Origin of the sequence: Ancylobacter sp. 3268 (genome assembly GCF_031456575.1) — a bacterium.
Taxonomy (GTDB): Bacteria; Pseudomonadota; Alphaproteobacteria; order Rhizobiales; family Xanthobacteraceae; genus Ancylobacter.
In genome coordinates this window covers 1-23,449 of record NZ_JAVDUX010000001.1, presented here as the reverse complement: position 1 = coordinate 23,449, position 23,449 = coordinate 1, and the positions used below count along the sequence as shown (strand labels likewise).

Sequence of the window (23,449 nt, the reverse complement as noted above, 5' to 3'; positions counted from 1 at the left end):
TATGCGCGTTGTGGTGGTGAATCGACACATGCGGGGGCGGAGTGTTGAGCGTTCGGTTCGGGTGGCGTGGCGTTGTCGTCTCATATGTGGCGTTGATCACGGCTCTAATGGGTTCCGCCGCGATGGCGGAGCCGCAGCAGCCGTCAGGCACGCAGAACACTGCCCTGCAAACAGCGCTCAGCGCCGCCGCGGATCACGGCGATCGTTCGCTTATCGCCAGCATCATCGAGAATGCCCGCCTGACGCCCTATTGTTCGGCAGCGATCGAGACCGTCGCGAGGGAACTGCGTCCCGAACTGAGCCAGGCGATCCGGCAAGCCGCCGCAATAGGCGAACACCTCTCACATCTGCCCCCGGCAGCCTCACGGTCCATTACAGGCGGGGCGGCCATCCGTGCCAATCCGACGCCGTTTCCCGGCGGCGACCCGAACGTTCCCCCGACGACGCTGTCGGAATATCAGCGCAATTACAGCCTCGATGCCATGCATGCCGATGCCGCGCTTGCTCTTGGCCTGACCGGCAAGGGCGTGACGGTGGGCGTCATCGACAGCGGCATCGACATCCGGGCGGACGGGACGATGCATCCCGAATTCGCCGGCCGCATCGATCCTCGCTCGACCAGCTTCCTCTACTGGTTTGACCCTTCCAAGCTGCCCAAGGACTGGAACGACGACGACTTCTATGCCGCCTTCGTGCAGGGTCCTACCGACTCCATGGACCTCGATGGCCACGGTTCGCACGTTGCAGGCATCATCGGTGCCGGCCAGAATGGCTTCGGCATGCAAGGCGTCGCGCCCGAGGCCACTTTGCTGGCCGTCAAGGCTATAGCCGGAGTCGGCACCATTCCCCACGACGGTGGAGAACTGTCCCTAGTCGACATCGAGTACTGTGGCCCCAGCATTCTCAAAGGCGGCTGCGACGAGATTGGTGGCAAAGACGCCGCGGCAGAAACCTACGCTTTCCAGTACCTCGCTCAGTTCCCGGATGTCCGCGTCATCAATGGCAGCTTCGGGCCTAATCCTCCGCGAGGGGCTGGCAACTGGGACCTGGGAAACGAAGTCGATCAGGGCTACATGCTCGCCGAGGCGCAGACGATCAGGCGCAATCTCGATGCCGGCCAGATCATCGTCATGGCGGCTGGGAATGGGCGGATCTACAGCCCCGTGCGGTCGGAGAATCCAGATGGCATAGGGCTTTACCCCTTCATCCAGCCGGCCAATCAGGGCGTGCGCAACAAGGCGGGCTATCTGGTTTATGACGATCACGGCTCGGGCCTCGACCTGAGCTTTACCTCGGCCGAAGCCCTCAGCGCCGCCGAAGCTTCGGACGGCAAGGCACGCGGGCGGATCGTGGTCGTGGTGGCGCTCGATGCCTATAACCAGCTCGCCAGCTATTCCCAGATGTGCGGCGTCGCCATGAACTGGTGCATCTCGGCACCGGGCGGCGACCAGGTCGCCGTCCGCTTCCCCGATCGAGGACTGCCGGGTGACCGGGGCATCTACTCCACGGTGCCGAAGGACGCATACGATTACTACAGCGGCACGTCGATGGCCTCGCCGAACGTGGCGGGAGCACTCGCGGTGCTGATCGAGGCCTATCCGAGCTTCACCCCGGCCGAGATCGTCAACCTGATGTTCGTCAGCGCGCAGGATCTCGGCGCGCCGGGCGTCGATGATGTCTATGGCTGGGGCCTGGTGCGGCTCGACCGCGCGCTCGCCGCCGGCCCGATCGGCATGAACGGATCGGGCGCCTACACCGTCGGTGCAGGCGACATCGACACCACCTGGCTGGTCGGCTTTACCGGCCAGGGCAGCCTCGAAAAGATCGGGGCGGGCACGCTGACGGTGCTGGACGAGGTGACGTTCCAGAAGGCCTCGTCGGTCGAGGCCGGCACGCTCTCGGTCGCGGGCGCGCTGACCACGCCGGCGCTCGCGATCGCCCGCTCCGGCACGCTCGGCGGCACCGGGTTGGTGAGCGCCGACGTCACCATCGCCGGCACGCTGGCCCCCGGCCACTCGCCTGGCACCCTCACCGTTGCCGGCGACGTGACGCTCACCCCGACCGCGACCACCCGGATCGAGATCGACGGCCCGTCAACCGGCGCCGGGGCCGGGTCGTTCGACCGGCTGGTGGTACTGGGGACGGATTCGACCTTCACCGCGTCCGGCACGCTGGCGCCGGTGCTGCGCGGCATTGCCGGCGGAGCCACCAACAGCTTCACGCCGACGCTCGGCCAGAGCTTCGCCTTCGTCCAGGCGCCGTCGATCGCCGGCGGCTTCGCCACGCTGTCGCAGCCCGACGCCGGCCTCCCGGCCGCCACCCGCTTCGACGTGCTCTATGCGCCGCAGACGCTGGCGCTGGCGGTGACGCCGGCGAGCTATGGCGACCTTTCCGCCCTCGGCCTGTCACAAACGAGCAACGAACGCGCGCTCGGCGCAGCGCTCGACGCGGTGCGTCCGGCCGCCGGCGTGCGGCCGGAAGCGGACGCCAACGACCTGTTCAATGCCCTCTACTCCGCCGACGCATTGGCGCTCGATCAGGGCTTCGCCTCGCTCACCGGCCAGTTGCAGGCGGAGATGGCCACCACGGCGGTACGCGCCGTGGGGCGGTTCGCCGACACGCTCGGCGAACGGCAGATGGGCCTCGCGCTGGGCCGGCTCGACGCCACCGGAACGGCCTACGGCACCGGCGAGGCCTGGGTGGCCGGCGAGGCCAACGCCACCAATGTCGGCGGCTCGCAGGGGATCGCCGGCTACGACACCCGCGCCGGCACGGTAGTGCTGGGCCTCGACTGGCGGCTGGATGCCGGTGTCGCCGGCGTGGCCGTGTCCTATGAATATGCCGACGTCTCCTCGGCCTGGAACGGGTCGGGCGACGTCGACACCTATCATGGCGGCGTGTACGGCACGTTTGCCCTCGGCCCGGCAATGCTGGCGCTGCGCGGCGGCCTGACCTATGGCGAGCTTTCCACCGCCCGCGCCACCATGCTCGGCGACACGGCCGCGACAGCCGGATCGAAGGGACACGGGCTGGGCGGGATGGCGGAGGCGACGCTGTTCCGCGCTTTCGAGATGTCGGCGGCGACGATCACGCCATCGGCGACGCTCGGCTATCGCGGCTTCCACCGCGACGCCCTGCAGGAAACCGGGAGCCCGTTCGCGCTGTCGGCCCCCGGCCAGACCTTCGAGGAGACGCAGGCGACGCTGGCGCTCACCGCCTCCCGGCGTGTCGAGCTTGCCAACGGCACCGTACTGGAACCGGTGCTCGGCGCCGGCTGGCGGCATGATTTCGGCGACCTCGAGCAGACAGCCGAGCTCGATATTCTCGGCGCCTCCTTCACCGCGCAGGGAGCGCCTATCGGGCGGGATGCCTTCCTCGGGCGCATAGGGCTGAATGCACGCGCCTCCGAGCGCCTCGTGCTTGGTGCGGCCTATGAGGCGGAGATCCGCGAAAATCTCACCGCTCACAGCTTCAACGCAAACGCAACCTTCCGATTCTAGCGGGGAGCGGCGTCGCATCTCCGGCCCGCCCCCGCCATCCGCGTTTTCGGCGAATCTCCGGCCATCCGTCAGGGCTGGCGCCTCAAGGATATCCGAGATCGACTGCGCTCCTGGGCGAGCCGCCTTGCTCGCGAGTTCGAATGCTTGCCTGACGCGGCGGCCAATGGATGGTCCAGTCGAAATGGGCCAGCGTCAGCGCCATAGGCGAGAACCCGCGGTGAATTCCGCCATCACGACCTCGCACGTGCGAACGATCACCGAGAACGTCTCCTCGCCGCGCGCCTCCTCCCTGCAAGGCGCGGCGGCCGGGGCCTCCGGGCCATCCCGGTTGGCGATGGGAATGCATGGTTCCTTGCTTCGAGATATCGTGGAGATGCGCTCCAAGAACCTTGCTCTCCTTGAGTTTGGTCAAAGTCGGTGAGTCCTGGGCCCAATAGGTTCTTCGGTGCGTAGAGCGGGAGCGGGAGCATCCCATGAAAGCGATGGTGCTGAACGCAGTAGGGCGCCCGCTCGTCGAGGAACGGCGCCCCGATCCCGTACCTGCTACGGGAGAGCTGCGGATCAGGGTCGAGGCATGTGGGATCTGCCGCACGGATCTGCATGTCGTCGACGGGGAGCTTGCCGATCTGCATTGCCCGCGCATCCCCGGCCACGAAGTGGTCGGCCGGGTCGATCTGGTCGGAACGGGCGTCGCACCCGAACTGATCGGTCGGCGCGTGGGCCTCGGATGGCTGGGGTATACTTGCGGGCATTGTGCCTATTGCCGTACCCTGCGGGAAAACCTGTGCGATGCGCCGAAATTCACGGGCTATACGCGCGACGGCGGCTTCGCCAGCCATGTCATCGCCAACGCAGCCTATGTCTTTCCCCTCGATGAGTTCCCCGACCCCGTCGCAGCCGCCCCGCTGATGTGTGCGGGGTTGATCGGATGGCGTAGCCTTCGCAGCGCAGGCACAGCCCGGCGGGTCGGCCTTTACGGCTTCGGCGCGGCCGCTCATATCCTCGCGCAGATCTGCAAGTGGCAGGGGCGCGAAGTCTATGCCTTCACCCGCCCGGGCGACGAAGCCGCACAGGCTCATGCTCGCTCGCTTGGCGCCTGCTGGGCCGGAAGCTCCGAGGAAAGGCCACCGGCGCCACTTGATGCCGCGCTGATCTTCGCCCCTGTCGGCACGCTGATCCCGCTTGCGCTGAGTGCCGTTGTGAAGGGCGGACGCGTCGTGTGCGGCGGCATTCATATGAGTGACATTCCCAGCTTCGGCTATGACCTGCTCTGGCACGAACGCGAATTGGTTTCGGTCGCCAATCTCACCCGTGCGGATGGCCGCGAATTCCTGTCCGTCGCCCGGCAGGCCGGGATCAAGACGAAAACCACTGCCTACCCGCTGGAGCAGGCGAATGAGGCTCTGTCGGATCTGCGCGCCGGGCGGTTGCAGGGCGCGGCGATCTTGGTGCCCTGAGTGTTCGAAGGCTCTTCGCTCAGCTATGCGACCCCCGTCGCACTCAGGCAAAAATCTGGTCCCTGCCGCTCTCGTTTCCGTGCGCCGCGGTCCCGCCGGGCGGAGGGAACCAGTTAGCCTTCTTCGCTTTGTCCGTGGTCGTCTTCCTGCAGGGCCTCATCGACAACCTGCGCCCATCACATCGTCGTCGAACTACCACGGGCTTGCTGCGTACAAGCCGGCCGGGCCGATGTTCCAGGGCTCGTCATCCAGCCGCAGCCACCGCACCAGCCGCCCGCCATGACATCCGGCCCGGGTGATAGTACAAGCCGCGCCGATCGCCGTGGCCTTTCCTCCAAGAGATGCTACAAGTTCCGTCCCACCCATTACGCCAGAATGCCCGCCTCTTTGGCCGCGGCGACGAAGGCAGCGCGAAATCGTTCCGGAAAGCCAGCCCCGGTGACCGCGTCAAGCGCCGCCTGACGCGCCGCCCCATGGATTTCGGTCCGCTCAACGTCCGGCCATCCCTCAAGGAGGAACCGGGCGGCGCTTTCCACGTCGGTAAAGGTCCGCTTTACCGCATCCCTTTCCCAAACGCTGACTGACCGCATGTACTTGCCCATTGCCGTACAATGCGACGCGACTTGGAAAGTTGCAACAAATCGGTTCGAATGTCCGACAATGATCGAATGCAAATGACGTTAACGACTTTGTTAACTTATGTTATTTCATCGACGTGTTCCCCGATGGTATATTGGGCCATCGTCAGGCTTAGCGTTACCAGCACGCTGACGACTGTGAGAGCGTGGGTTTCCACCCCCGCCGCGCTTTCGCTCAACCCGAACAGGGGAGCAGGCGCATGCCAGTTTTCCGAATTTATGAACTTAGCGGCCAAGGCCGTATCCAGTCGGCGACCGACGTTGAGGCGCATGACGATGCAGCCGCCGTTTCACGTGCCCGCGAACTCCAGCGCGGCAATGCTCTCGAAATTTGGGAAAGTGTTCGCATCGTGAGCGCGCTCGACGGCGACGGCAACGAGGTTGATCCCCACCGCTTCACCCAATTGTGGTCTCAGCAGATTACCGTCGGACGTTAGAGACATCAATGGCTTAGAAACCGATGCGGCATTCGAGGAGGCGTGGACAAACATCGTTGCCCGGTGCCGCCGCTCGCGCTGCTTCAGGAAGGCGCCGATCTTCGCCGCGCTGCCGGCAACTCGTCCACGGGTTGACGACGGGTGTCCGATACCGAACGACTAAGGCTGATCGTCGAGGCCTCCTATGCCTGAATGCGGTCGGCCTCCAGCCCATCCAGGAAGCCGCTCGCCACTATTCCTTCTGGCCAGCGCCTTCGGCTTCATCGCCCGCGGCGAGGATCGCGCGGGCCACTCTGCGGCGTTCCTCCCACGCCATGCACGTCGTCATGCCGCGCGTCACTATGAACCGCCCAATCGGCAGGTCGGCTCCAGCGCGGCCGACGCCGGCGATCTGGAGCACGTGAGCCTCAACGGCCGCTCTGGGACCATCGCCGTAGCATGACGTCGCGGCTTGGGCGGTCGCTACCGGAGTTCCTCGGTCTCGCCTTGATCTCTTCAAGATGCGGATACGGTCGACCATGTTGGGCATGCCGCGAGGATAGCCCTGTGCCTATACGAGCCAGCCATGGCCCGCCGTGCTAGTGAAGTCGAGTTGGAGGAGCAGGTCGTTGAAGTCGTGGTCGCCGCCGCCATACGTGTCCTCGAAGCCCCAAGTGTTCAAGCCGTAGTTCCAGATATGGCCGACCGCCGTGCCGTCCACCGTTTCGTTCTGCGCCTCGAAACTCCAGTAATTGTCCCGCGTCGTCATGTTGGTGAGTTTCATGGCGACGATGTCGCCGGCGTCGACGCCCAACACGGTGGTTTGGCCATATTCGCCATAGCCGGGCCCGAGCACGAAATCGTCGCCGGTGCCAAGTTGGTAGGCGCGGGCGGCGGCCGCCGCTTCATAGCCGGGATCGCCGGGGTGCAGGCCGCCAATCGCGCCCGAGAGGTCGTCCACCCGGTAGAGCTCCAGCGACAGGTCGTCGGCACCGTTCTGCCGCAGCCGCAGCATCGCCGTCTGGTCGTCAGCGCCGCCGGCGGTCTCGGCAATGGCCACCGGTCGCGCCACCCGCACCGCCCCGTCGGCGCTCACAAAGTCGACGAAGCCGAAAGGGCTGGTAAGCGCGCCTTGCGTCGCCGCGCCAATGCTGGAATCCACCGCCACGGCAAGATTATCGTCAACATTCGCCTGCACTTGCATCACCGTGCCCTGCGACTGGCGGTCGAACAGCCGCACCAGCTCCGGATCGAAATCCGCCTGCAAGGACTGCTGCGCCAGCCGGCTGGTCCAGCCGTAAACGTCCGCCGCGCCGCTGGCGAAATCGGTGACGCTGTCGCCGATCAGCACCGCCACCCTGTGGTCCTGCGACGCCATGGCCTGCACCAGCAGGCTCTGGTCGGCACCGCTGGACCAGCTACCGCCTTCGGCCTGCTCGATCATGTCTGGCGTCGCGCCATACATCTGCGCATGGGCGATGGTGCTTAACGCGCGCGCCAGAAGCACGCCGTCGGGCGTGCCGAGGCCGCTGGCGAGATCGTAGCCGGGCGCCGCGTAATAGCCGTAGCCGGTCAGCGTCAGCCGCCCCTCGCCGGTCGTAACAGGCCCGCCATCGATATAGGACGAGACGTTGTTGCCATAGACGATGTCGTTGAACGCCGCCGGCGCCACCGCCGCCGCCTGATAGATAAGGTCGTTGGCAAAGCCGAGATCCGGCAGACCCTGGTCGGCGAAGATGGTGTCGATCTGCGCGATCAGCGACGCCCAGAGCGGGGTGGCGGCGCTGGTGCCCTCGTCCCAGCTCAGGCCGGTCATGTCGTCGGTCGGCGTGATGTAGAACATGTTGCCGCCGGCATTGGCCGACACGTCCGGCGTGCCGCGCCCGGTGCCGCCGCCGGGATTGACACTGGTCGGCGTCAGGCCGAAGGCGGTCTGATACCACGGCGTAGGCTGGCTGGTGTCGACGCCGCCATCACCGGCCGCCAGATCCCATGGCGCCGGCAGCAGGTGGTCTTCGCCGGTCTCGTCATTGTGGCGGATGGTGAGGATGTTCCACACCGATTCCAGCAGCGCGACCTTGTTCAGCTCGTCCGGCGCCACCGCGGAGGGTAGCACGTTCAGGCCGCCCTGCATCAGCCTCCACAGGGTCGCCGGATCGTTCGCCATGGCGAGCCCGTACAGCGATGCCGCCTCGTTCGGCTGCAGCGAGACGGTGGGATCGCGCGGGGCGGCGCCGAGCGTGGTCAGCGAGGTGCCCCCGACCAGCAAAGCGAAGGGCGAGGACGAACTGGACGAGACATTGGCGAGCCCGTTACCGAACGACCAGCTGGAGCCAAAATCATTGGTCGCGAAGGCGACGGTGCGGTTCATCAGTGCCGCATCGACGAACAACTCCCGTACCGCGGAGGCGAAGGGTGAATCCGGGTCCGACTGCGGGAAAATGGAGAAGGACGAGGAGATTACCGACGGATCGTTCACCTCGTCCCAGAACGCCGACTGGAAGGCGGTGAAGCTGTTGGCCTGCGCATGGTCCTTGAAGCCCGAGCCGGCATAGAGGCCGATGGCGCTGTTCGGCGTCGCCGAGGCGATGAAGCCGATATCCAGAGAGCGCTCGCCGGAATTGCCGAGTTCGTAACTCTGCCCGCCATGAGCAACGAGATAGTAGCTGCCCGGCGTGTCGATGCCGGCGCCCTCGCGGAACCCATCGAGCAGATCCTGGAAACTCTTGCTGCCGCCCGGCAGCGCCGCGCCGATGCCGGGCTCGACAAGGCCGATGGTTTTGGTGGCGACCGCCTGATCGGCCAACGGAAAATTGTAGAAGTTCCGCGCGATCGCGCCGGCGTAGAAATTGGTTTCCTTGTAATCCCCATTCTGGGTAAGCGGATACAGTGCATTACCGATGCTCTGCTCGCCCGGCACGATCGGCAGGGTGGCGCCGCCGGACATGTCGGACGTCGCCGGTCCCTGTCCCCAGATCGGCGTGGTGTCGAACCAGATGCCGGTGGCATTGATGCTGTCGGGCAGCGACAGTCCGCCCTCCCAGAAATACAGGCCGTAATCCGCCAGCGGCGCGCTCTGATAGGGCTGGGTACCGAACAGCACCTCGAACTGCGCCGGGTCGAGCTGCACCCATACCGTGCGGGATTCCGCCGAAGTGACATAGCCGTCGTCTCCAGCGAGGCCGAGCACCTTGATGCCCATGTTGCCCAGGGCGGTAAGCGTCGAGTCGTAATCGGCTTGCGAGGCACCATAAGTCGACCACAGCTCGCCCGCATCGCGGAGCGCCTTCAGTGTCGTCTGGCGCGTCGCCCAGTCGCTCGTCAGCAGGGCGCTCGGATCGTTGGCGCGTGGCAGCGTCAGCGCCACGTTGATCGTCTGCAAGGCGGGTGTGAGCGGCAGCTCGAGCCCATAGGCCTCGACCACGGAGGTGGCGTCGGTGGTGCCGTGGCTGGTGTAGTCGAGAAAGGTCGAATGCGGCAGGTCGATCCGAGCCATCAGGCACTCCAGGGGGCGATTCACTCCGTCCCATCCTGACACAGCTATACGCTTTTTCGCCGGGCCTCGCCGCGAAACGTTACCCAGCGTGTCGGCAGAATTCGGATCTGGGACCAGCCGGCAAGCCAATGATATCGACGTGTTGATCGATAGCAGTGGTCGGTGCCCTGCGGAACGGCGCCGGTAACCTGCCGCCGCAGCCCAGCATCTTCCCCGACGACCCGACGCCGATCGTGCGCACGGACGTCGATGGCGAGGGTGTGTTGGTCATGGCACGATCAGGCATGCCGATGTCGTCGTCCGTCCGGTTTGAGGCAACCAAGAAGCGAGCGCCAAGCTTGCAGCCAAGGGCCAGACGGTCGACTTCAGGAGCGACTGCGCCTTGAGCCGGACAAGGGCGTCACCAACATCCGTCACTGGCCAAGGTGGCTCGGGCCCGAGCATCGGTGCCCAGTGACCTTCACCTCCTTCTAACCGCCGGCCGCGGCCAAGGGACCGGATACATTGTCAGGGTTCGCGCTCTCGCCCGATGGGCCCCTGGCGAACTGAGCCGGGATATGGGCGCAATGGCCCAGCGTCAGAAAGGTCCGGGAGGGCGAAGTCGCCTCCAAGAAGAACTGAAGAAATTTATGACCGATGAATATGACCGGTTCCGCAAGACGCAGATCGCGCGCATGGCCCGCGCCGGCAAGGCACAGCAAAACAAACCGCCGAACTGACACACCCGCGTGCAATCTCACTCCGCCTCCATCGACAAAGGAAAGCCCGCGCTCCATTGCGCCGCCATGGCGGCGGCGACACCTTCATAGGTCCGCGAGCGCTCACGCCACCGCTCTGGCCCCGGTGACGCCCGATGCACCCGCGACCACGCCTTGTGCTCCGGTGTGCCGGCCGAGGCGGCACCAGTTTGCGGCTTCACCCAGCCCTTCATGCGCTCACGTGCATCGCGGTGCATGACCGGGCTTTCGACGCAAACCCGCAAAATGGGCGCGTTCCAACAGGCGGAGACGGGTCGGGTCGGCTCGCAAGAAGGACACGGGGTGATCGCGCAGGGTGAGGCCGACATGACTGTAATCCTCGACCACCTCGCTGCCGGCGGTCGCCGGGCGCAACTGCACGGATGGCTCGACCTGCTCGGCGACCGGCGTCGCCTCGCGGGCGGCCGCCGCGGCGAACAGCGGCAGCGGTTCGTCACGCAGCGCCTTGATCGCCCATAGCGCTTCATGCCGGGCGAGCCCCATAGAGGGACGGAACGCATCGGCTTCGGTGAGTTCCACCAGCGTCGCGGAGGGGACGCCGGCGCGGCGCCATAGATCATCGACTGAGCGGAACGGCCGCTCGGTCCGGCCAACACACCCAATGCCTGGTCGAGGTGCCAGCCGATTTCCGAACCGCAGAGGCAGCGGCGCGTGCGGCTGGTCGAGCAACTCGCCAACACGCTCGAAGCCGAGCACCCGCAGGCCACGCACGATCTCCATGTCGAGCCGGAGCGCTGCGATCGGCAGATGCCGCGTTGTGGCGCGCGAGACATAGCGGGCGGCCGCGTGGGCGGCGCCCCAGCTGTCCGCAATGGCGTTCCGGGCCTCGGCATCGACGGCCGCCAGCCGCTGTACCGGCATCGCCAGTATAGGTTCTTCGCCCCCGTGGAGATGGCACCGGTGGTGTCGATCACCAGCCCATCGGGCGGATCGGCAGCCACGATCGGCGAGAGCCGCTGCAAGGCCCAGAGCACGAGCTTCTCCAGTCCCTCGGCGTCCGCCTTGGGATCGGTGTCCTTGATGACAAGCGCCGGCGCGAGCGCCTGCGCCCAGACACAAAGGAATGCCCATCCGCTTCGAACCGCTAAGTCCGTCCACACCGCCTGATATCATCAAAGCCGCTGTGCCATCGCTTGAAGTACGACGTCCGAGCGAACAGGTGATCGATCGAAAGCGCCCCTGGACCATACTTCATGAGATAGAGAAGGCACACGGCCCAGGGGCTATGGACGCCATAGGCGTCGGGATAGACGAAGAGCTGGATCACCAGCGTCATCGCAAGTAACACCGTCGCCGCAAAGCGACTGCCCAGGCCAAACACCAGCAATATCGGCATGGCGTACTCATTGATCAGGGCGAGGTGCGCGGCGATCTCCGGAGGCAGGATCGGGAGCCGATATTCCTCGCGGAACAGATAGATGGCGCTGTCCGAAAGCGTGAATAGCGTCCCTTCCTCCACCTTGGTGCGCGCGGAGGCCCAGAACACCGAGGCGATCGACAGCCGCGCGAGCAGCGCCAGCGGCGAATGCGGAATGCGCCCGAAGAGCTGCAGCATGCCCTTGAAGAGGCGTGCGGCAGGGCTTGCCGGGTCGAGAACCCGGCTCGTCAAGGCGAGGCTCATGATCGACTCCTGATCTGAATGAGAGATGTAGCGATTCCAAGGACCACAAGGTCGGCGAGGGTCGCGGACGCGTCGAAATCTTCGCACTCGGCGAAGCCCACCATCATGGCGGCTTCCAGCGTCTGTCCTTCGCGAAGCGCCTGAAGGAAAGCGAAATGTCCCGGTGAAAGACGGCGCACGAGGATCTGATAGGCCGCCCGGGTGACCACCGCGTCCTCGCCGGTCCAATCATCGATCGCCGCCGGTTCCTGTTCGCCCGAATTCATCGCCCACAGCGTGACGATCGGATAGGCCGAGCGGATCAGCCGCACCGCGGGGTGGATCGCAACACGCACGCCCCGCCGCTGCGGATCGAGCGCCGCGAGCGCCTCAGCCGTGAGCGGCGGGGCATCCGCCGCGTGAAAGGCCTGTCCGCGCGCGATCTCCAGCCGGGCGACATCCGCGAGATAGGGCAAATCGGCAGCCGGGCCGAAGCTCGCCAGAAAGTCCGGAAACACCTCGCCATAGCGCATCAATACGGGCGAGCGCGGCGGCGAGGCGAGCACAAATTCCCGCGCCATCGCCCGGAAGAACTCGTCGCCCACGATGGCGCGCACCACCGGGAAACGCCCGGCCATCGCCTCGACGAGGCTCAGGGCGACATTGTTGCGATAGACGGCGAAACGGCGATCGCGCGCCTCCTGCGCGTAAGGACCGATGCCGGCCGGAACCGCCGCGGCGGGATCGAGCAAGGCGCGGCGCATGCGGAGCTCGGTGTTGCCGTACATGGCGGGCCTCACAGCGTTCCGGCGGGCAGGGCCGCAAACATAACTGCATCCGCCAGTTCCGCCTCCTCCGCGAGCACGGGCCAGGATGGCAGGTCGGCATCCCACTCGATCAGCGTCGGCCGCGCTCCGGCGCGGCGGATTGCGCGCGCATAGAGCTGCCAGACCGCGTCGGCGACCGGTCGGTCATGGGTGTCGAGCAGCAAGGGCCTGCCGGCGCCGTCGGTCGAGACGTCATGGCCAGCCAGGTGAATCTCGCCGACCCGCTCCAGCGGAAAGCGGTCGATATAGTCTTCCGGCAAGGTGTCGTGATTGGCCGCCGAGATGAAGACGTTGGAGACGTCGAGCAGCAGGCCGCAGCCGGTGCGCTCGGCTGTCTCCCGCAGGAACTCCGTCTCGGCGATCTCGCTCTCTTCGAACACCAGATAGGTCGCGGGGTTCTCCAGCAGCATCGGCCGTCCGAGCGCCTCCTGTACCTCATCGACATGGTCGGCGACGCGCTTCAGCGTGCGCGGGGTGTAAGGCAAGGGCAGCAGATCGTTAAGAAAGACCTCGCCATGGCTCGACCAGGCAAGGTGCTCGGAGAACATTTCCGGCTGGTAGCGGTCGATGAGGCGGCGCAGGCGCCGCAGATGCTCGCGGTTGAGCCGCCCCGCGCCTCCAATCGACAGGCCGACGCCGTGTAATGAGAGCGGGTAGCGATCGCGGATCGCCGCGAGCTGGGCATGGGGCAGGCCGCCCTCGCCCATGTAATTCTCCGCATGGACTTCGAAGAAGCCGATGTCCGCGCCGTCGCGCAAGATGTCGTCGACATGCTCCGGCTTCAGGCCCGCTCCTGCCCGGTTCGGCAGTCGGCGGCGGGCGCGGCTCGTGCTGAGGCGATCAGGAATGGGAATCATGTTCGTCACTCCTCTTTGTCGGGGGAAGCGGCGCGGAACCCGGCCTGAGCCGGGTCCGCGGAAGGCTGTCAGCTCGGCCGATTGATGGCGGCGAGAGCGCCAGGACCGAAGGGAGTGGACATGGTGAGACAGGTACCCTTCGGCACCAGCTTCCAGGCGGCCCCGTTATAGTCGACCTTATTGGTGCCGGCGCAGGTCGTGCCGGGGCCGGCCGCACAGTCGTTCTTGCCGGCAAGCGACACGCCGTAGCACTTCTCCCTCGATGCATCGTCGGCCTTCGCCGGCTGGGCCGCGAGCAAGGTGACGGCGCCGGCGACAGCGCTGGCGAGGGCGAGGGAGGCGGAGAGTTTCGTGGTCATGGCTGGATCCGTGGTTGCCCGGGCTATGCCGGGGTTGCGTGGTTCACGGCCAGAACGATGCGGGATCGCGCGAGCGGACGGAAATACCCGTAAACTGCCAATTCGATAGTGATCCGCTATAGTGACACCGCAGGGGATGTGACATCGGATGTCTCACGGGGAGGATTCCCGATGGAAATGCATCAGATCCGATATTTTCTGGCGGTGTCGCGCACGTTGAACTTCACCCGGGCGGCAGAAGACTGCCACGTGGCGCAGCCCTCGCTCACCCGTGCCATCAAGCTGCTGGAGGCCGAACTCGGCGGAGATCTGTTCCGGCGCGAGCGCAACCTCACGCACCTCACCGAGTTCGGCAAGCGCATGCTGCCTCTGCTCGGGCAATGCTACGAGAGCGCAGTGGCAGCGAAGAGGCTCGCAACCTCTATCCGCAGCGGCTCGCTGGTATCGCTGACGCTGGCCCTGTCGCATACGGTCAGCATGACGCTGCTGATCCCCGCTCTAACCGAATTGCTGCGGCTGTTTCCTCAGCTGGAGCTCCGCTTCCTGCGCGGAACTGCGGTAGAGATCGCGGAACATCTTAAGAAGGGAGACGCCGCGCTCGCCGTTGCTGGACCGCTCGGCGAAAGCTGGGAGCGGTTCGACGCCTGGCCGCTGTTCTCCGAGGCGATGGAGATCGTGGTGGGCGAGGCGAGCGGGCCGGCTTCGGACGAGCCGGTCAGCCTACGCGATCTCGCGCGCAGCCGCCTACTGTATCGACCCTATTGCGAGATGGCCGGCCTCATCGACGAGCATCTGCTCGAGGGCCAAGTATCATGGACGGACCGCTACGAGGTGGTCAGCGAACAGGACTTGCTGCATCTGGTCCGCTCGGGCCTCGGGGTCGGAGTTCTGCCGAAGAGCACGGCGTCCGGCAACACCGAAGGACTGCGCTGGCTTCAGGTGGACGGCTTCGAAATACACCGCACCGTGTCGCTCTACGGCGTCTCCGGTCGGGAGCGGTCAGCACCGGCGGCGGCGCTGCTGAAACTGCTGCGAGCCCGCGACTGGTCGGCGGACGTGAGCTGAACCCTATTCCGAGCGCAGCGCCCGCAGGATATCCACCACCTCCATCCGCATGCGGAAGTCGGCTTCCACATGGCGTGCCAGCACGCGCCCGTCGCGCCCGACGACGAACGTCGCGGGCAATGGCAGGAACCAGCTGTCATTGCCCTGGAACTCGTCAAGCCGCGGGCCCCAGCCGATCATCAGCTCGCGAATGGCTTCGCCCACCCAGATGACCAAGCCGAGCGACAGCGCATATTCGTTGTCCATGTCCGTCAGGACGAGTACCCCGCCGCCAAGGCCCGCCTGGAGCGGAGCGGTGAAGGCCTGCCGCTCGGGCATGACCGAGACCACCCGCGCCCCGAGTTCGGCGAACTCGCGGCGGGCCGCCGCAAGCGCGGTGAGCTCGATCGTGCAGAACGGGCACCAATGGCCGCGGTTGAAGCTGACCACGAGCGGGCCGGCGGCCAGCAAATCGTCCAGAGCGACCATACGTCCGGTCGGGTCCAGAAGTAGGAAAGGCGGCATCGCATCGCCAACCGCAGGCGCGGCGGCCCCAACAAGCCCGTGGCGAATACGTTCGACGAGACGGTCATACTCTTCCACAAAGGGGGACTGGGCTTGCTTCAAGGCCTGTGAATAGGCGGCGAGCCGCTCGGCCAGCGGTGCATTCATCGCCGTTATCTCGGCCAAAGATTCGCCCAGGGTTCTGGTCGATGTCACGTCACACCTCGTGCCGCTCCAGGCAATCGCCGAAACCGGATGATGCATGATCAGCGTGGCGGCGGCCAATAGCCCGCCACTATCGAATCGGGAGGCAGGCGGCATTTCCGCTGAAGGCCGCCCCGCCTCCTAATGCTCCTCGTCGAAGCGCGGCCGTGCGGCCGATCGTCGAGCCTGGGAGCATAGACATGGTCGCCGTCGGAAAGAGCAGAGAACGCGTCGTCATCGTCGGCGCCGGCTTTGCCGGATTGTCGGCGGCGAAGGTACTGGCAGGAACCGGTCGTGACGTGACGGTGATCGACCGACACAACTATCATCTGTTCCAGCCGCTGCTCTACCAAGTCGCCACGGCCGTGCTGTCTCCCGCCGACATCGCTTCACCCATTCGTGGAATCCTGCACGGCAGGACCGGCATCTCGGTGGTTCTCGGCGAAGTATCCGGAGTCGATCTCGACCGGCGGGAGGTGATCGCCGAGGGGAGGCGCTTCGGCTACGATCATCTCGTGCTCGCGACCGGCGCGCGGCACGCCTTTTTCGGCCATGAGCACTGGGCCGCCCATGCCTGCGGGCTGAAGCGCATCGACGATGCCACGGACCTGCGGCGGCGGCTCCTGCTCGCCTTCGAGCGCGCGGAATCGGAGAGCGACGCGGCGCGACGGCGGGCGTTGCTGACGTTCGTGGTCGTGGGAGGCGGACCGACCGGAGTCGAGATGGCCGGTGCCATCGCCGAGCTTTCCCGCAAGGCGTTGACCGGCGACTTCCTGTCCATCGATCCCGGCGCGGCGCGGGTCGTTCTGGTCGAGGCAGATACACGCCTGCTGACGCCATTCCACCCGGCGCTGTCGGAAGCCGCGCGCCGCTCGCTGGCCGAACTCGGTGTCGAGGTGCGTCTTGAGCGGTCCGTGACCGGTTGCGATGCCGATGGCGTCGAGCTGGGCGACGAGCGCATCGACGCTACGACCGTGATCTGGGCGGCGGGCGTGATGGCGTCGCCGGCCGGCATCTGGCTCGGTGCCTCCACGGATCGCGTGGGGCGGGTGAAGGTCGGACCGGACCTGTCGCTGCCCGGCCATCCCGAGATCTTCGTGCTCGGAGACACCGCCCATGTCGAAACCGCCGACGGGCGTCCGCTGCCGGGGATCGCCCCGGTGGCCAAGCAGCAGGGCCTGTATGTGGCCAAGCTGCTGCAGGCGAAGGCGCGGGGGCGATCCCTCCCACCCTTCCGCTATCGCGGGCTGGGCATGATGGCGACCATCGGGCGAAAGCGCGCCGTCGCGCAGATCGGTCTGCTGAGGATCAGCGGATATCCGGCCTGGCTGCTCTGGTCGCTTGCCCACATCTATTTCCTGATCGGCTTCCGCAACCGCTTCGTCGTCGCGCTCAATTGGGGCTGGAACTACCTCACCCACCGGCGCGGGGCGCGTCTCATCACGGGACTGCCTGGCGCGCGTCCAGCGGGCCATAGCGCGACTCTATCGTCTTCGGAGCCAGAGGGTATTTCCGTCGGTCCGGCCGAGGCGGGACAGTGACGACCGCACATCCCACCCACCGCGAGGAGCAGAGCGCCATGCGCATGACACCGATGGAGAACGCCTATCATCCTACCGGTTCGCTGAACGGCAAGACCGCCCTCGTCACCGGCTCGACCAGCGGCATCGGGCTGGGCATCGCCCGCGCCTTCGCAGCGGCCGGCGCCCGGCTCGTACTGAACGGGCTCGGCCCGGCCGACGAGATGGAACATCTGCGGGCGAAGCTGGAGGAGGAACACGGGACGCACGTGATCTACTCCGACGCCGACATGTCGAACCCGGCGTCGATCGAACGCATGGTCACCGAAGCGCGGGACGCCTTCGGCCGGATCGACATATTGGTCAACAATGCCGGCATCCAGCATGTGGCGCCACTCGAGAGCTTCCCGGTCGATAAATGGGATCTCATCCTGGCGATCAATCTCTCCTCGGCGTTCCACACCACCCGGCTGGCGCTGGCGTCGATGCGGGAGAACGGCTGGGGACGCATCATCAATGTCGCCTCGGCCCATGGTCTCGTCGCCTCGCCCTACAAATCGGCCTATGTCGCGGCCAAGCACGCGATCGTCGGGCTGACCAAGGTGACCGCCCTCGAGACCGCCGAACAGGGCATCACCTGCAACGCGATCTGCCCTGGCTACGTCTATACCCCCCTCGTCGAGGCGCAGATCGAAGGTCAGGCCAAGGCCCACAACCTGCCGCGCGAGCGTGTGGTGCGCGATGTGCTGCTCGCGCAGCAACCCAACAAGACCTTCGCCACCGTCGAGCAGATGGGCGCGATCGCCGTCTTCCTCGCCAGCGAGGGTGCGGCCTCGATCACGGGCGCCGCCCTGGCCGCCGATGGCGGCTGGACGGCTCACTGAACCGAAACGGGAGCGCGACATGAATATCGAGGACAAGAGCCTCCATCGCCCCGCAAAGCGCGAGGCGACACGGCCAGTGGCGGACGTTCCTGCTGCCGGGCAACGCGCTGGCAGTCGGCCGAGTGCCGGCCAGGTCGTGCTCGTCCTTCAGGGCGGTGGCGCGCTTGGCGCCTACCAGGCGGGCGTCTATCAGGCGCTGCACGAGGCCGGCATCGAACCAGACTGGGTGATTGGTACCTCGATCGGCGCCATCAATGCTAGCCTGATCGCGGGCAATGCGCCGGCCGACCGGCTGCCACGGCTAAGGGAATTCTGGGACCGGGTCACGCACACGCCGCTGTTCGATGTGGGCGGCGGCGTGCCGTGGCTCGCCAACGCCCTGCCGAACTGGGCTACGCTGACCAACGGCATCACCGGCTTTTTCAAGCCCAACCCTCTCGCCTTCCTCGGCCTGCATGTGCCGCTCTCTGCAGACGCCGCCGGCTACTACTCGACCAAGCCGCTGGAGAAGACACTTGGCGAACTGGTCGATTTCTCGCGGATATCGCACTGTGCGCCACGACTGACGGTCGGCGCGGCGAACCTGCATACCAGCGAGATGCGCTATTTCGACAGCCGCGACAGCGTGCTGACAGCGCGGCACATCATGGCCTCCGGCGCGCTGCCGCCGGCCTTCCCGGCGGTGCGCATCAATGGCGAGCTCTATTGGGACGGCGGCATCCTCTCCAACACGCCGGTCGAAGCGGTTTTCGACGATAATCCGCGCCGCAATTCGCTGGTCTTCGCGGTGCATATCTGGAATCCGCAGGGCGACGAACCGGAGAGCATCTGGCAGGTCATGCACCGGCAGAAGGAGATCCAGTATTCGAGCCGCGCACTCAGCCACATCATGCGGCAAAAGCAGATCCATCGGCTGCGCCACATCATCGCCGAGCTCGCCGCAAAGCTGCCGGAGGACGAACGCGGCGCCGACGGCACCCGCGAACTCGCCGCCTATGGCTGCCTGACCCAGATGCATGTGGTGCGGCTGCTCGCGCAGCGCCTCGACCACGAGGACCACACCAAGGACATCGATTTCAGCCATTCCGGCATAAGGAAGCGGTGGAAAGCGGGCTATCAGGACACGATGAGCATGCTGGAGGCCGCTCCCTGGGAGAGGCCGTTCGATCCGCTGGAAGGTTTCCATCTGCACGAGTTGCGGCGGGCGGGTGTGCAGCCGGCGTGACGCACCGGCATCAACCGCAGCTCATAAGGGGCCCGTGTGGGCCCCTTTTTTCGTGTCCGCAGCCCCCGCCGTTCCATAGCACGGCTCTATCGAACCGGGAGACATCCGGCATTTCAACCGGCCGCTGGGACGTCCGATCCTGCTCTGACAGCAACCGGCGTTCGTGCCGGGAGAACATCGGAGAAACGACCATGTTGGCCCTCTTGAACACCCTTGTCCCGGACGAACCACCGCAGCGCGCACGCATCGCGGATCCCGGCCCCGTCGATGATTTGCAGCGCCATTACCGGAAGATCGGCATCAGGGCGGTCGCCGGGGCGCTGGCGGCGTCGCGGCTCGAGCCGGAGCGACATTCGCCCACGTCCCGGTCCCCGGAGGCGGACGTCTATCGCGCCGCCTGGCGGACGTGTTGAGTATCCAAGCCCGCCGCTATGGACTTCGGAGCCAACCGGCATTTCAACGCCCGCCGCTCCCCTTCCATTCTTCACGACACTGGTCGGGCATGACGCCCGGACCGAAGTCAAATGGAGGATTTCATGTTGCGCAAAGCAGGAAAGAACTTCGCGGCGCTTGCGTTCATCTTCAGCTTCTCGGTCGTCGCGGCTTCGGCCGGTGACGGCAATGGCGTGGTGAAGGTCAGGAGCGCCTATTCCGTCGAAGAGACGGTGGTCCGCGTGAAGCAGGATGTGGCGGCGAAGGGCATCCCCTTCTTCGCCGAGATCGATCAGTCCGGCCTCGCCAACGCCGCCGGCATCGCCTTGCAGCCTTCCCGGCTGCTGATCTTTGGCAATCCGCCGCTCGGCGCGCAGTTCCTGACCTCGAACCCCAATGCCGGGCTTGATTGGCCGGTGCGGCTGCTGGTGCGCCAGGACGCGGATGGATCGGTCGTCGTCGCCTATTCGGACTTCGCCTGGATCGCCGACCGCTACGGCATTCGCGATCGGCAGGAGCAATTCGAAACGGCGGCTTCCGTGATCAGCTCGGTGACATCGAGCGTCACGTCCAAATAGCGATTGCCCCCGCGCCTTTCTGGGCTCGCCGCCGACCTCGGGTCGCGTCGAGCCCTTTTGTCTTTCCGGCAGATTCCGCGGCGGAATAGTCGAACGCTATCGAACCGAGAGCCATCGGATATTTCAGAACGGAACCGGCAGGTCCGATCCTTCCGCCCATAGCCAAGGCCGATACCCAGACTTGGTCACTATGAGGAGAAGAATCCATGACGAACACATTTTCGCCGGTCCGGTCCATGCCGGGCCTCGCCGCTCTCGCCCTGCTGGGTGCCGCTTTGCTTCCCGGCACCGCGAATGCCGGCCAGTGCCCCGCCGGCAAGCAGATCGCCGACGCGACCAAGCCGGTCGCCTATGCGGCAAAGGGCGTCACCGACAACGTGCTGGCCTCGATCGATCTGGCCAAGGAACCCGCGGCGATCCAGGACCGCACGCTGCGCCTGCGCAAGCTGGTGATCCAGCCGAACGGCATCGTTCCCTGGCACAGCCATGGCGACCGTCCCGCCATCATCTACATCGTGCAGGGCGAGGTGACCGAATACGCCAGCAACTGCGCGACGCCCATCGTGCACAAGAGCGGCGAGTCGACCGCAGAGACCCAGGCCACTTCGCATTGGTGGAAGAACACCGGCCGCGGGACCGCGATCCTGCTCTCGGCCGATGTACTCCACGACGAGGGCGACAAAAACATGTGACCCCCCATCTCGCGCGCGACCGGGCGCCCCGGCAAAGCCGAGGGCGCCCTTTCTTCGGAGAGCACCCCATGACCATGACCGCACCACCCGCTGCGCACTCCCCGCAGGCCGGCGCCGACGGGCCCGATCGCTTCGCCACAAAACCTGGTTTCGTTGCGGCCTTGGTCGGCCTGATCGCGTTCTTCACCCTGGTCGATCTGTTCGCCACCCAGGCCATCCTGCCGCCGCTCACGCACGCCTATGGCGTAAGCCCGGCTGCCATGGGCCTTGCCGTCAACGCCAGCACCTTCGGCATGGTGGTGGCGAGCCTGCTCGTCGCCGTGTTCAGTCGGCGCATCGATCGGCGCATCGGCGTGGTGGCGAGCCTGGCGGCGCTCAGCATTCCAACTTTGCTGCTTGCCGCGGCACCCGATCTCGTCTCCTTCGCCGCGCTGCGCGTCCTGCAGGGCTTGCTCATGGCGTCGGCCTTCACGCTGACGCTTGCCTATCTCGGCGAGACCTTCCGGGCGCGCCAATCGGCCAGGGTGTTTGCCGCCTACATCACCGGCAATGTCGCCTCGAACCTGTTCGGCCGGCTGATGGCCGCCGGCATCGCCGACCATTTTGGCCTTGCCACTAATTTCATCGTCTTCGCCGGCCTTAACCTGCTCGGCGCCGGTCTCGCCTATGTCGCGATGCGGTCGAAAGCGGCGGCTGCGGCGGGCGGGCGAGACTCCTCGCCGGGTGCCGCCTTCGCGATCCATCTGCGCAATGCCCAGCTCCGCGCCGCCTTCGCCATCGGCTTCTGCATCCTGTTCGCCTTCATCGGCACCTTCACTTTCGTGAATTTCGTGCTGGTTCGCCCGCCGATCAGCATCGGAATGATGGTCGTGGGATTCGTCTACCTCGTCTTTCTGCCCTCGATCGTCACGACGCCTCTCGCCGGCCACCTCGCAATTCGCCTCGGCACCCGCAGGGCGCTGTGGACCGGGCTCGCCATTGCCGCCCTCGGGCTGCCCATGCTGGTGGTGCCGCACCTGCCGGTGCTGATGTGTGGCCTCGGCCTCGTCGCAGTCGGCACGTTCCTGGCGCAGGCCATCGCAACCGGCTTCGTGGGCCAGACGGCCACATCAGATCGCGGGGCTGCCAGTGGCATCTATCTGGCGAGCTATTTTCTTGGTGGCCTCAGTGGAAGCGCGCTGCTCGGCTGGAGCTTCGACGCCTTCGGATGGTCAGCGTGCGTCAGCGGAGTTGCGGTGGCGCTGCTGGCGTGCGCGATGCTGGGACGAACGCTAGATGTGGCGGCCGGACGCAATTGACGCCCGAGCGGAACGCCTCCATGAAGCCCCGCGCCTGTCAATGCATCTAGCGGCTCATATCCTCGTCGCGCGCCGCCAGCGATCATGCCCGTGCGGCTCGCAGGTGACCGTGGCCCGACCAATCCAGTCCGCCACGGCGAGCGCCGCCACCTGGCCGCAGCGGTACGGCGAGCCGTCAGCCCGCTGACACACCTGCCGGCTCTCCGGCGCATCGATGCCGTTGAGCCTAATTCGCTGGCCGTGGATCTCGATCGTGTCGCCGTCGATCGCCGTGGCCCGGCCGGCTATCGACTCGGCGGCGGTGACAATCGATGCGAGGGTGAGGAGCAAGAGGAGTGCGGGTGCGCGCAGCATGCCGCCGCTATATCATCCTGCTGGTCGAAGGTGGACTGCCAATGCTTGGGTATTGGGCGGGGGTAGCGATTGGCCTCGCAGTCGCGGGTACGGTTTTCTCGCCGTGCGCAGGCGTGCGCATAGGCCTTGGAACGACAAAAAGCCCCGCCCACCCTCATGGTGAGGACGGGCGGGGCGAAATCGAGGGATGGCCGATGGCCACTGTCACTTTTACGTCGTCCTGCCCTTCGTACGGGACGGGATGGCGAGCTTGTCGCACGGGAGGGCATCGAGGTGCAGAGCGCGACAGCCGCCAAGTCGAAGGCCACGCTCCTGGCCAGAACACGGCCGGCATGATCGCGTTGAGCGAACCGGCGATCCCACGTCAGGAGAGTTCGCGTCCGCGGTCGTGATCGCGCGCTATGGCAAGACGCGGACGATCTGGAATGGCTCTCAACGGCACCGATCGTGCAGTTCGGGCAGATATCACAATGCTGATCTGCGTGAGCTTGGCGATGTCGACACCGCCCTCCCTGCCGGACACAACTCGAAAACGCCGGGTGATGATGCGAGCCGTGCCACTCGTCGGGAGGAGCAAGCTGGCGTCCGGCTCGATTGCACGCGTGGATTGGGCCGAGTTCAAATGCGCACGATGCGGGCTGTGTGCCAAGATAAAAGGCACACTCACATTCTCTGAGATCGCGCGCGGCATCCCCTGCAAGAAGTGCAATAAGAGCGCCTAACAAAACCTCGTGCGGGCCCTGAAAGCGATGATGGCGGCGGCGATTGTGAGGAAAGCGCGATAGAGGTCGGCGTGGCGTTCGTAG

Annotated in this window: 22 protein-coding genes and 1 pseudogene; 12 read left to right on the top strand and 11 right to left on the bottom strand. The window is 66.0% G+C overall.

Features of this window, described 5'->3' with window-relative positions:
- Window positions 1-107 precede the first annotated feature (107 nt).
- On the top strand, window positions 108-3,500 hold the full coding sequence (locus J2X65_RS00115) for a S8 family serine peptidase (RefSeq protein WP_310196280.1): 3,393 nt from the start codon (window positions 108-110) through the stop codon (window positions 3,498-3,500).
- A gap of 473 nt (window positions 3,501-3,973) precedes the next feature.
- Entirely contained in the window at window positions 3,974-4,957 is a 984-nt protein-coding gene (locus J2X65_RS00110) for a zinc-dependent alcohol dehydrogenase family protein (RefSeq protein ID WP_310196277.1), read from the top strand.
- 365 nt (window positions 4,958-5,322) lie between these two features.
- Here J2X65_RS00110 and J2X65_RS00105 read toward each other — a convergent pair whose 3' ends face one another.
- On the bottom strand, window positions 5,323-5,559 hold the full coding sequence (locus J2X65_RS00105) for a DUF982 domain-containing protein (protein WP_310196274.1): 237 nt from the start codon (window positions 5,557-5,559) through the stop codon (window positions 5,323-5,325).
- Window positions 5,560-5,795: 236 nt separating this feature from the next.
- Between J2X65_RS00105 and J2X65_RS00100 the strand changes: the two genes are divergently transcribed.
- Entirely contained in the window at window positions 5,796-6,032 is a 237-nt protein-coding gene (locus tag J2X65_RS00100; RefSeq protein WP_310196271.1) for a hypothetical protein, read from the top strand.
- Between the two features lie 232 nt (window positions 6,033-6,264).
- Here the strand turns inward: J2X65_RS00100 and J2X65_RS00095 are convergent, their stop codons facing one another.
- A complete protein-coding gene (locus J2X65_RS00095; protein WP_310196269.1) occupies window positions 6,265-6,432 on the bottom strand; it encodes a hypothetical protein in 168 nt (55 codons plus the stop codon).
- A 150-nt stretch (window positions 6,433-6,582) separates the two neighbouring features.
- Window positions 6,583-9,507, bottom strand: a complete 2,925-nt coding sequence (locus tag J2X65_RS00090) for a hypothetical protein (protein WP_310196267.1) — start codon at window positions 9,505-9,507, stop codon at window positions 6,583-6,585.
- A 566-nt stretch (window positions 9,508-10,073) separates the two neighbouring features.
- Between J2X65_RS00090 and J2X65_RS00085 the strand changes: the two genes are divergently transcribed.
- Window positions 10,074-10,226: a hypothetical protein gene (locus tag J2X65_RS00085; RefSeq protein WP_310196265.1), complete on the top strand. Its 153-nt coding sequence runs from the start codon at window positions 10,074-10,076 to the stop codon at window positions 10,224-10,226.
- 17 nt (window positions 10,227-10,243) lie between these two features.
- Here J2X65_RS00085 and J2X65_RS00080 read toward each other — a convergent pair whose 3' ends face one another.
- From J2X65_RS00080 to J2X65_RS00055, 6 genes and pseudogenes are all read right to left on the bottom strand, one after another.
- Window positions 10,244-10,462, bottom strand: coding sequence for a hypothetical protein (locus J2X65_RS00080; RefSeq protein WP_310196262.1), 219 nt, complete (start codon window positions 10,460-10,462; stop codon window positions 10,244-10,246).
- Window positions 10,463-10,502: 40 nt separating this feature from the next.
- Window positions 10,503-10,847, bottom strand: a pseudogene (gene dnaE2, locus J2X65_RS00075) (error-prone DNA polymerase); the annotation flags it as partial.
- 502 nt (window positions 10,848-11,349) lie between these two features.
- Window positions 11,350-11,886 carry a DoxX family protein gene (locus tag J2X65_RS00070; RefSeq protein ID WP_310196260.1) on the bottom strand — a complete coding sequence of 179 codons (537 nt, stop codon included), beginning with the start codon at window positions 11,884-11,886 and terminating at the stop codon, window positions 11,350-11,352.
- On the bottom strand, window positions 11,883-12,653 hold the full coding sequence (locus J2X65_RS00065; protein WP_310196259.1) for a DNA-binding domain-containing protein: 771 nt from the start codon (window positions 12,651-12,653) through the stop codon (window positions 11,883-11,885). The genes J2X65_RS00070 and J2X65_RS00065 overlap by 4 nt, the downstream gene beginning before the upstream one ends.
- 8 nt (window positions 12,654-12,661) lie before the next feature.
- Window positions 12,662-13,549 (bottom strand): DUF692 domain-containing protein, encoded by an 888-nt coding sequence (locus tag J2X65_RS00060; RefSeq protein WP_310196254.1) that lies wholly within the window; start codon window positions 13,547-13,549, stop codon window positions 12,662-12,664.
- Between the two features lie 68 nt (window positions 13,550-13,617).
- Window positions 13,618-13,908: a DUF2282 domain-containing protein gene (locus J2X65_RS00055; protein WP_310196252.1), complete on the bottom strand. Its 291-nt coding sequence runs from the start codon at window positions 13,906-13,908 to the stop codon at window positions 13,618-13,620.
- 171 nt (window positions 13,909-14,079) lie between these two features.
- Between J2X65_RS00055 and J2X65_RS00050 the strand changes: the two genes are divergently transcribed.
- Window positions 14,080-14,973, top strand: a complete 894-nt coding sequence (locus tag J2X65_RS00050) for a LysR family transcriptional regulator (RefSeq protein WP_310196249.1) — start codon at window positions 14,080-14,082, stop codon at window positions 14,971-14,973.
- A 3-nt stretch (window positions 14,974-14,976) separates the two neighbouring features.
- Here the strand turns inward: J2X65_RS00050 and J2X65_RS00045 are convergent, their stop codons facing one another.
- Window positions 14,977-15,741 (bottom strand): peroxiredoxin-like family protein, encoded by a 765-nt coding sequence (locus J2X65_RS00045; RefSeq protein ID WP_310196246.1) that lies wholly within the window; start codon window positions 15,739-15,741, stop codon window positions 14,977-14,979.
- 119 nt (window positions 15,742-15,860) lie between these two features.
- Between J2X65_RS00045 and J2X65_RS00040 the strand changes: the two genes are divergently transcribed.
- The 7 genes from J2X65_RS00040 (at window position 15,861) to J2X65_RS00010 (ending at window position 22,289) form a co-directional block, all read left to right on the top strand.
- Window positions 15,861-17,201 (top strand): NAD(P)/FAD-dependent oxidoreductase, encoded by a 1,341-nt coding sequence (locus J2X65_RS00040; protein ID WP_310196244.1) that lies wholly within the window; start codon window positions 15,861-15,863, stop codon window positions 17,199-17,201.
- Between the two features lie 38 nt (window positions 17,202-17,239).
- The gene (locus tag J2X65_RS00035) at window positions 17,240-18,064 is read left to right on the top strand and encodes a 3-hydroxybutyrate dehydrogenase (protein WP_310196241.1); all 825 of its coding nucleotides are present in this window, start codon (window positions 17,240-17,242) and stop codon (window positions 18,062-18,064) included.
- A 19-nt stretch (window positions 18,065-18,083) separates the two neighbouring features.
- Window positions 18,084-19,289, top strand: coding sequence for a patatin-like phospholipase family protein (locus J2X65_RS00030; protein WP_310196238.1), 1,206 nt, complete (start codon window positions 18,084-18,086; stop codon window positions 19,287-19,289).
- 191 nt (window positions 19,290-19,480) lie between these two features.
- Window positions 19,481-19,702 carry a hypothetical protein gene (locus J2X65_RS00025; protein ID WP_310196235.1) on the top strand — a complete coding sequence of 74 codons (222 nt, stop codon included), beginning with the start codon at window positions 19,481-19,483 and terminating at the stop codon, window positions 19,700-19,702.
- Between the two features lie 123 nt (window positions 19,703-19,825).
- Window positions 19,826-20,299, top strand: coding sequence for a DUF302 domain-containing protein (locus J2X65_RS00020; RefSeq protein ID WP_310196232.1), 474 nt, complete (start codon window positions 19,826-19,828; stop codon window positions 20,297-20,299).
- Between the two features lie 206 nt (window positions 20,300-20,505).
- Window positions 20,506-20,991 carry a cupin domain-containing protein gene (locus J2X65_RS00015; RefSeq protein ID WP_310196230.1) on the top strand — a complete coding sequence of 162 codons (486 nt, stop codon included), beginning with the start codon at window positions 20,506-20,508 and terminating at the stop codon, window positions 20,989-20,991.
- A gap of 74 nt (window positions 20,992-21,065) precedes the next feature.
- Window positions 21,066-22,289 carry an MFS transporter gene (locus tag J2X65_RS00010; protein WP_404977643.1) on the top strand — a complete coding sequence of 408 codons (1,224 nt, stop codon included), beginning with the start codon at window positions 21,066-21,068 and terminating at the stop codon, window positions 22,287-22,289.
- A 54-nt stretch (window positions 22,290-22,343) separates the two neighbouring features.
- On the opposite strand, the gene J2X65_RS00005 is transcribed toward J2X65_RS00010, so the two are convergent.
- The gene (locus J2X65_RS00005) at window positions 22,344-22,643 is read right to left on the bottom strand and encodes a hypothetical protein (protein ID WP_310196223.1); all 300 of its coding nucleotides are present in this window, start codon (window positions 22,641-22,643) and stop codon (window positions 22,344-22,346) included.
- Between the last annotated feature and the right edge of the window lie 806 nt (window positions 22,644-23,449).